Genomic DNA, 7,791 nt, shown 5'->3' on the forward strand with positions numbered 1-7,791 from the left:
GGGGAGGGCCCTCACACTCCATGTACGCATGGAGATTGCGCTTAGATGCGCGAGGCGAATTGCACCGCCGCGGCGGCCTTCTCATCGGCTTCGGTGTGGACGCCCGCCTTGCAGGCGGCCTTGTTCGTCAGGTTGCGTTCCGTGTTGCAAAATTTGTTGGCGGCGTGGTCGACGCGTTGTTCGAAGGTCGCACGGTCGGCGGCGCTGGCCATGTTCAGATCACCGGTGTGGACGTGCTCGCCGGCATGGGCGGCGGTGGTCAGCGCGGCGATTGGCAGGACGGCCAGGGCCAGGGTGGCGAGGCCGGCGATGCGGGAGGCGGCGGAGGTCTTCATGGCTCAGGTCTTCCTCTTCAAAGTGGTTGGCGGCGCTTGCCGCCGATGAAGAGGGAATACTTGGGGACACTGCTCAAGTCCCATGAAGTCTGCGTAATGACCTCGAATTCACAAAGTTAACCCGCTTTAATTAACTAAACTCCGTGTAATGTTCTGAAAGAGTTGTAATGTTCAGCCCCCGTAGTCCGGCAGGCCGATCAGCTGCAGGAAGGCGATCGCCACGACGGGCTTCTGGGGCACGTTGGTGAAGTTGGCGGCGGGCCGCGCCTCGACGGCGAGGGTGGCGATGACCCAGCCGTCGGGGAACGCCTTCAACTCGTGGTCGGGCATGGCTTTCAAGTGCGGGCAGTGGGTGAGCGCGCGCTCGGCGCAGGCACGGTGCAAGGGGGCGATGGCGCCGGCGTCGAACAAGCGGTGCGCGTCGTCCAGGCCGGTCGGCAGCCAGACCCCCATGTTGCGGGCGCGGACCTCGGCGGCGGTGGTCCAGCGGCCGGTCTGGCACCAGCGGTCTCCGTTGGCGGTAGGCTTGCCGCACATGGGGCAGAGCATCTCGCGCACCGACTTGCGCTGACGGAAGAGATGGTTGCGGGAGTAGAGCGGTCGGCCGGCGCCGGGCTTCTCGGCCTGGGCCACGGCGATGGCGCCGTCGACGCTGGGGCAGGGGCCGACGCCGAGCATCGGCTCCTCCGACCAGCTGGTCACCCACGGCACATCGACGCCGATTTGAAGCTTAGAGACGGCGGTCATGATCAGGCTTTCGGAGCCGCGGAGGCTGGCGCGGGCGTGGGCGGGGCCGTCGTAGCGGCCGGCGCGGCCGGTGTCGACGCCGGCGCGACTGTGGACGCGGCGGCGGCGGGGTCCGGCGGCGGGGCGCGGCGGATGGAGACGATCTTCACCGGGTGGAGCAGGATCTCGCCCTTCATGGCGCCGACCCCGGCGTTGGGATCGGTGGGCTTGCCGAGGATCGCCTCGGCGACCGGCTTGCCATCGATCATCCGCCCGAAGGCGGCGAAGCCGGGATCGGTGGCGGTGGCGTCGAGATAGGTCATGTCGCCGATGCAGATGACCCAGTCGGCCTGGGCGGTGCCCGGCGCATAGCGGCCCATGGAGATGGCGCCGTCGGTGTGCTTGATGCCGGTCTTCAGCGTGCTTTCGTGGGCGATAGGCGGCAGCTTCTTCTTCACGTCGTCGCGCAGGCCGCCCTGGATGGCGCCGTAGTCGTTGGCCACCTGGCCCCGCGGCTTGGACGCCCGGTAGAAGGTCGTCCCGTCATAGAGCCTGCGGTCGACGTACCTCAGGAAGTTGGCCACGGTGATCGGCGCCTTGTCAGGATAGAGCTCGACGGTGATCACGCCCTCGGTGGTGGTGATGACCACGCGGGGATCGGTCGGGGATTGAGCGCGAGCTGCGCCTGCGCCCAGAAGCGGGGCGAGGCTCGCGGCGGTGGCAAGGGCGAGGAGTGTGCGGCGAAGAAACATGGGGCGAACTTACCCGATGGCGCCGCTGCGGCAACGCACGATGGTGTCGGTCTGGCCCGTGGCGCGCAGGCCCGCCGGGGTGAGCGCGAAGGTCTCGGTGCGTTTGGCGCACACCCGGCGCGGGGCGCCGGGCCCGGAGATTTCGGTGACCGCGTCCGCCGCGAGCTGAGCCGTGCGCCGATCGGCGGCCAACGTCACTTGGCCGAGGGTCAGGGTCTCGCGCACCTTGCCGCTGGCCAGGGTCTTGCGGCTTTGCTCGCGGGCCTGGGTGAGCGTGCTGACGCCGTAGGGGACGATCTTGTTGTCGTTGCCCAGCGCCTGGTCGGTAAAGCGGGCGGCCGGCGTGAAGGTGGCGAAATAGGCGGCGAGGTCGCCAGCGTTCCAGGCGTGCGACTGGCGCTCCGCCAGGGCGCGGACCTGGGGCTCGGTCAGGCGCGGATCGGCCAGGGCCGGGGCCGCGCCGAAGACGATCATCGCAAGGATCGCTGCGCGGCGCACGGCGTCAACGCTGCCAGAAGTGGAAGGCGCGCCAGCCGCCCTGCAGGGCGTCGAGGTCGAGGCCGAGCGCGAGGCTGAGCGAAGCCGCGGCTCGGAACAGGACTGCGCTGGCCCCCGGGACCCAGAAGATCACCAGCAGCAGCCCCACCATGACCAGCCCTTCGACTTTGCGGATCTGCGGCGCGAGGCCGGCCGGCAGGAACGGGCGGATTGCTCCGAAGCCGTCGAGGCCGGGGATCGGCAGCAGGTTGAGGATCAGGCCCATGGCCTGCAGGAAGCCCAGCACCGTGAGGGCCTCGAACAGGGCGACGGGGCCTGGCGCCCGCACGCCCCATCCGGCCCAGAACGACAGGCCAAAGGCGATGGCCAGCAGAACGATCAGGGTTGCGGCCGGCCCCGCCAACGACGCCGCCGCGCGCCACGGCCGGTTCCGGATCAGGTCGTTGCGGATATAGACGGCCCCGCCCGGGAAGCCGACGCCGCCCATGGCCAGCGCCAAGAGCGGCAGCACCAGGCTGACGCCCAGGTCGCCATACCGGCGCGGATCGAAGGACAGATAGCCCTTCTCGGTCACTGTGCGGTCGCCGCCGAGCCAGGCGACCGCCGCATGGCTGAACTCATGGACCATCACCGACAGGACCCAGCCCACCATGACGAAGGCGAAGACCGCAGCGCCGCTGGGCTGCCGGATCAGCCAGGCGCCGAGCGCCAGCCAGACGAGGAGGATGCCCGGGCCGACGAAGGGGTTCGGCTTGGGCGGCGGGGCAGCGGGCGTGGGCTCGGTCATGCCGCCGTGCCTAGCACATCTCCCCCGCGCATCCCCGTCTGGGCGGGGCTGAGTGGAATTCAGCAGGCCTTCGGTCGCTACATCGGCGGCTTGGCGCCGTTCTCCCCGATCGAAACCGAGTTGGTCACCATGCCGTTCGGCGTTTTGCCGACGACCATGAAGACCGGCACGCCCACCTTGACCATCTCGCGCTTTCCCTGGCCGATCTGCACGACCGGCACGTTAGCCGGCACGGTGATGTGGCGCTTGCCGTAGGAGTAGTCGACGTCCAGCTCGCGGCTGCCCTTCTTGCCGGCCACCACCGTGCCGACGGTGCCGTTGGTCATCATCGAACCGGGCTTCAGGTCCCAGCCGTAGTGGCCCTCGCCCATCTTCACGCCGGGCGGGAAGACGTGGACTTCCAGCGACTTGCCGCTGGCCCCGTCCTTGTTGGGCATTTCGGAGGTGCCGATGAAGCTGCCGGGCTGGATGGCGTCGATGTCCACCGCCTTGGTCACGGCGACGGACCAGCTGGGGGCCAGGGCGATGGTCTGCGGGCCCTTGTCGGTCTTCACGGTAATTGAGGTGTCGGTTATGGCGGTGACGGCGCCGCGCACCACCGTGGGCGTCGGCGGGGTCGCCGGCGGTTGGGAGAGCGCGGCCGTGGCGGAGAGGGTGAGCGCGGCGAGCGCCGTAACGGCGGTCCTGTTCATGGGCTTTTCCCTTTGCCGGCGTGCAAGCTGAACGCCGTTCACGCGTGGAATAGGAAGCCTTGACCTTAGCGTCAACTTGGCTGTCCCGCAGCGGGCTACTTCCGCTGCGCCGCCGTCGCCGCCCGCGTGGCCTTGAACTCGGAGTCGGCGTTCCAGGTGGGCCAGTGCGTGGAATTGGCGAGGTCGTGGCCGACCTCGTAGAGAAGGTCGATATCCTGGGCGGCGCCGCGCAGGTCCCAGGCGGCGCTCCAGTCGTCGCAGACCTGGTGGTAGCACTTGGCGGTGTAGTCGTTGACCCAGCGCTCGCCGGCCTCGCGGCCGCCGTCGACCAGGTCGGGGCCGCCGGCCATGCCCATGATCAGCACCGTCGGCACGCCGCGCTTGGCGACGCTGAAGTGGTCGGCGCGGTAGAACAGCGCCTTCTCTGGATGCGGGTCGGGGGTGATGGTGCGGTGCTGGCGGGCGGCGGCCTTGGCCATATCGCCTTCCAGGCTGTCCTTGCCGGAGCCCACCAGCACCAGGTCGTGGCTGGGCCCGGCGGTCTCGACCACGTCCATGGTGAAGTTGCCAGCGGTGGTGGCCAGCGGGAACTTGGGGTGCGTGGCGTAATATTCGCTGCCCAGGAGGCCGCGCTCTTCCGCAGTCCAGACGCCGAACACCACGGAGCGCTGCGGCTTCGGACCCTTGGCGAAGGCGCGCGCGATCTCCAGAACGCCCGCGACCCCGATGCCGTCGTCGGCCGCGCCGTGACGCACGGTGTCGCCCGTGGCGTCGGGCGGGCCCTGGCCGAAGGCGTCCCAGTGGGCGGCGAACATGACGCTCTCCTGCGGCCGAGTGGTTCCGGGAATCTGGGCCAGGACGTTGTGGCTCATGATCCGCTGCGACTTGATGGCGTAGTCGGCGGAGAAGGTCGCGCCCTTCAGTTCGACGGGTTTGAACCCGTAGGTTCGTGCACGGATCTTCTCGGCCTCGAAGTCGAGACCGGCCTGTTTGAAGAGGTCCACGGCCAGGTCGCGCTGGATCCAGCCCTGGAGAAGCGGATGGACCTTGGCCGGGTCGGGGCGGACCACGTCGTAGCTGTCGCCGTTGGAAGCCACCACCGTCGACCAGCCGTAGGCCGCGCCGGCGGTCTCGTGGACGATCAGGCAGCCCAGGGCGCCTTTGCGGGCGGCTTCCTCGAACTTGTAGATCCAGCGGCCATAGTAGGTGGCCGCCTTGCCGCCGAACTTGCCGGCCACCGGGTCGGTCGGCAGGGCTTCGAAGTCGGGGTCGTTGATCAGCACGACGGCGATCTTGCCCTTCAGGTCGACGCCCTTGAAGTCGTCCCACTTGCGTTCCGGCGCGGTGACGCCGTAGCCGACGAAGACTAGGGGCGCGTGCTCGACCTGGACGCGCGGAACCGGCCGCTGGGACCAGATCATCACGTCCTTGGTCTCGGCGAGGTCACGGGTCTTGCCGCCGGAGGTGACGGAGAAGTGCGTCGCGGCGGGGTCGACGGTAAAGCGGACCAGGGGCACGGCCTGGGTCCAGCCGCCGCTGTCGCCGGCCGGCTGAAGCCCGGCGGCTTTGAACTGGGAGACGACATAGGCGAGTGTGCCGGCCTCTCCCGGGCCGCCGGGCGCGCGGCCGGCGAGCTTGGAGTCGGCGAGGACCCTAACGTCGGCCGAGAGCCTAGCTGGGGAGATTGGGCCAGTGTCGATCCTGGCGGGTTGGGCGAAGGCGGACCCCGCGAGCGTCAGGGCGGCGGCGAGGGCAAGTGAAAGGATGCGCATGACGCAACCCTAGTCATAAATTTCATGGCTGCCAGTTTGCTTGGCGCTAAGAGCCCTCTCCCCCTTGCGGGGAGGGGGACAGATCCGGCCAGTTTTTGGGAGCGCCCAAAAGAAAAGGGCCGGCGCTTTGCAGCGCCGACCCCGATCCGTTTCCGCGGCGCCGAAGGCGCCGGCGTCAGTCCTTAGGCGCTTTGCAGCTGGCCCGCGGACGTCTTGCCATTGCGGGGGTCCTTTTCCAGCTCGTAGCTGATCTTTTGACCCTCGTTCAGCGAGGACATGTTCGCCCGTTCAACGGCCGAGATGTGCACGAACACGTCTTGACCGCCGTCATCCGGCTGAATGAAACCAAAGCCTTTTTGGCCGTTAAACCACTTCACGACACCAGTCGCCATATCAGTATCCCTTCCGGGGTCTTAAGTATTCACGCGCCCACGATGGGCGGCGAGATCAAATTTTCGGAGAGGGTCGAGGGCGGTTCCGGCGCCCGATCGCAAAATCGGGGATGGAGAGCAGGCGAGCCAAAACGATATTCGATGGCCCCATATCCCATTGTCTTGCGACAAAGGCAAGGAAATTCGGCCGGTTTTCGCCGATAAGGCGAGACGCGGAGAGGGTTTACATGTAGAAAACTTGGTTCCTGACCTCTCGATAACCGTCCCGGGCTCGCGGCGCGCGCGCCGTGCTTAGAAGGATCTTTCCCCCCCATGGCCATTCGAGGCGCGGCAGAGCGCGAAACCCTTACCGTGGCGCGCCATGAAGGCCGCTGGGCCGTCGAACATCTGGGAATCTTCTCCGATCACACCTCAGAGAAGGAGGAGGCCAAGGCCGCCGCCAACAAGCGCGCTCGGGCCCTCCAGGACCAGGGTCGCCCCTGCCAGGTGCGGGTCAGCGGCGAACACGGCTTCTTTGCGGACGCCTGAAGATGAGCAGCTCCTCCGAAAAACCCGCCCGCCGCCGCGGCTCCGCCGCCGAAGAGGCCCGTCACTCCATCGAGGCCGCAGAGGCCGATGGCGTGGCCCGCAAGGCCATGACGCTGCGCATGACCCTGCGCGACGTCTCCGAACTGAAGCGCGACCCCAAGGTCGCCACCGCCGACATCTCCTTCGGCCCTGACGGCATGCACTACCTGGGCGTGGCCGTCGAGGCCGGCGGGGTCGTGCAGTCGAACCTCGACCGCGGCGACACCAGCTTCGTCCGCGGCGCGGCCGCCGCGGCGCCTCCTGTCAAGGTCAAGGCGACCCGCAAGAAGGCCGTGAAGAAAGAGCCGGTGGCGGCGGCTTAGGTTCGGTGTCGGGCCGGCCCTCGCCCTACGGGTGAGGAGAGGGCGCTCCGCGAATCCCTACCCCTTCAGCGACGCCTGGAGGGCGGTGACCTTGTCGAGGTGCATCTGGACGGTGGGCGCGATCTTGGCGGCGCCGTCCTTGAGGCCGGCGTCCGAGCCGTCCTTTGCGTAGCCCTTCATCAGGTCCAAGGCTTCCTTGTGCGCGGCGACCTGCTGGTCGACGTAGGTCTTGTCGAAGTCCGCATCGCTGGCCTTGTTCAAGTGGTCGATGAAGCCCTGCCGGCGGTCGTCGAGCTTGTCGGCGGGCGCCTGGCCGGCGGCCTGGACCAGCGGCTTCATCAGGTCGGTGCTCTTGGTGTGATCCTTGACCATCATCTTGGCGAAGGCCTGGATCTGGGGGTTCTTCGACCGCTGCTCGGCGATCTTGGCGGCCTGGACCTCGTACATGTCCGACTGGCTGGCGTTGGACACGAAGGCGGCGGTGTCGTGTGAGCCGAGGGTGCTGGCCGACGTGGCCCCGACCGCGGCGCCCGTGGCGTCCTCGGCCTTGTTGACCGCTGCGCCTGTGGTCGAGGCGGCGTCCGACGCGGCGTTGCTGGTGGCGCTGGCCGCATTGTCGGCGGTGGTGCTCGCCGGCTTGTTGCAGGCGGCGAGGGACAGCGCGGCCACGGCGGCGGTGCTGAGGAACAGGGCGTGTTTCATGGCTCGGGGTCTCCCGTGGGTTGCGTGGGAGACAGAAACCGCGCCGCCGGGCTTGGTTCCAGGCTACTTCTGCGCCGCCTCGACCCTGTTCAGGCCCGCGCGCAGCCAGCCGCTCTCGTTGGAGTTCTTCGAGGCGGCGAGCAGCTTCTCCAGCGCATGTCTGCGCGTGGCCAGCGCGGCGGGGTTTTCCGGCTCCACGGCCAGGGCGGCGCTGGTCAGGCGCAACGCCAGGGCCGGGTCGGTCG

At 68.4% G+C, this 7,791-nt stretch carries 12 protein-coding genes; 2 read left to right on the top strand and 10 right to left on the bottom strand.

Annotated features, from left to right (window positions below):
* Positions 1-41 precede the first annotated feature (41 nt).
* The 8 genes from E8A12_RS18980 to E8A12_RS19015 all read right to left on the bottom strand — a co-directional run bounded on the left by E8A12_RS18980 (position 42) and on the right by E8A12_RS19015 (position 5,954).
* The gene (locus E8A12_RS18980; RefSeq protein WP_293371719.1) at positions 42-335 is read right to left on the bottom strand and encodes a UrcA family protein; all 294 of its coding nucleotides are present in this window, start codon (positions 333-335) and stop codon (positions 42-44) included.
* Between the two features lie 171 nt (positions 336-506).
* Positions 507-1,082 (bottom strand): hypothetical protein, encoded by a 576-nt coding sequence (locus tag E8A12_RS18985; protein ID WP_293371721.1) that lies wholly within the window; start codon positions 1,080-1,082, stop codon positions 507-509.
* A 2-nt stretch (positions 1,083-1,084) separates the two neighbouring features.
* On the bottom strand, positions 1,085-1,711 hold the full coding sequence (locus E8A12_RS18990; protein WP_293371723.1) for a peptidylprolyl isomerase: 627 nt from the start codon (positions 1,709-1,711) through the stop codon (positions 1,085-1,087).
* Between the two features lie 111 nt (positions 1,712-1,822).
* Positions 1,823-2,311, bottom strand: a complete 489-nt coding sequence (locus E8A12_RS18995) for a hypothetical protein (RefSeq protein ID WP_293371725.1) — start codon at positions 2,309-2,311, stop codon at positions 1,823-1,825.
* Positions 2,312-2,315: 4 nt separating this feature from the next.
* A complete protein-coding gene (locus E8A12_RS19000; RefSeq protein ID WP_293371727.1) occupies positions 2,316-3,098 on the bottom strand; it encodes a site-2 protease family protein in 783 nt (260 codons plus the stop codon).
* Positions 3,099-3,175: 77 nt separating this feature from the next.
* Positions 3,176-3,790 (bottom strand): hypothetical protein, encoded by a 615-nt coding sequence (locus E8A12_RS19005; protein ID WP_293371729.1) that lies wholly within the window; start codon positions 3,788-3,790, stop codon positions 3,176-3,178.
* 95 nt (positions 3,791-3,885) lie between these two features.
* A complete protein-coding gene (locus tag E8A12_RS19010; protein WP_293371731.1) occupies positions 3,886-5,562 on the bottom strand; it encodes a M28 family metallopeptidase in 1,677 nt (558 codons plus the stop codon).
* A 182-nt stretch (positions 5,563-5,744) separates the two neighbouring features.
* Positions 5,745-5,954: a cold-shock protein gene (locus tag E8A12_RS19015; RefSeq protein WP_293371733.1), complete on the bottom strand. Its 210-nt coding sequence runs from the start codon at positions 5,952-5,954 to the stop codon at positions 5,745-5,747.
* Positions 5,955-6,266: 312 nt separating this feature from the next.
* On the opposite strand from E8A12_RS19015, the gene E8A12_RS19020 reads away from it, so the two are divergent.
* Together E8A12_RS19020 and E8A12_RS19025 are read left to right on the top strand one after the other, a co-directional pair.
* Positions 6,267-6,482, top strand: coding sequence for a hypothetical protein (locus tag E8A12_RS19020; RefSeq protein WP_293371735.1), 216 nt, complete (start codon positions 6,267-6,269; stop codon positions 6,480-6,482).
* 2 nt (positions 6,483-6,484) lie between these two features.
* A complete protein-coding gene (locus E8A12_RS19025; protein WP_293371737.1) occupies positions 6,485-6,844 on the top strand; it encodes a hypothetical protein in 360 nt (119 codons plus the stop codon).
* Positions 6,845-6,901: 57 nt separating this feature from the next.
* Here the strand turns inward: E8A12_RS19025 and E8A12_RS19030 are convergent, their stop codons facing one another.
* On the bottom strand, positions 6,902-7,546 hold the full coding sequence (locus tag E8A12_RS19030) for a DUF4142 domain-containing protein (RefSeq protein ID WP_293371739.1): 645 nt from the start codon (positions 7,544-7,546) through the stop codon (positions 6,902-6,904).
* A 63-nt stretch (positions 7,547-7,609) separates the two neighbouring features.
* Positions 7,610-7,791: hypothetical protein (locus E8A12_RS19035; RefSeq protein ID WP_293371741.1), on the bottom strand; the 182-nt coding region annotated here is incomplete at its 5' end.

The organism is Phenylobacterium sp. (assembly GCF_004799395.1).
GTDB lineage: Bacteria > Pseudomonadota > Alphaproteobacteria > Caulobacterales > Caulobacteraceae > Phenylobacterium.